Source organism: Gemmiger formicilis (assembly GCF_016901605.1).
GTDB lineage: Bacteria > Bacillota > Clostridia > Oscillospirales > Ruminococcaceae > Gemmiger > Gemmiger formicilis_B.
This window is the reverse complement of record NZ_JACJKP010000888.1, coordinates 1-219: the sequence shown is the minus strand read 5'-3', so window position 1 is coordinate 219 and position 219 is coordinate 1. Positions and strand designations below refer to the sequence as shown.

The window sequence follows — 219 nt, the reverse complement described above, 5'->3', positions numbered from 1 at the left end:
AGCCCAGGCGGCGCATGGAAACCGCCATCATGGCGCTGGTCATGCTCTTACCTACGCCGCCCTTACCGGATACGACGCCGATGACCTTGCGGATGCGGCTTCTGGGGTGCGGGGCATTGTAGAGGCAATGTGATTTTGCCTGTACCTTGCATTGGCACGGCATTTTTGGTATACTGTACATCGCCTGATGGCATTTTTATGGTAAGGAGCAAAACATCA

General features: G+C 54.3%; 1 protein-coding gene. It reads right to left on the bottom strand.

Annotated elements, in window-relative coordinates; genetic code table 11:
* Nucleotides 1-163, bottom strand: a 163-nt coding sequence (locus H6B10_RS18425) for a P-loop NTPase (protein ID WP_430661798.1), incomplete at its 3' end; no start/stop codon positions are given.
* Nucleotides 164-219: the final 56 nt, after the last annotated feature.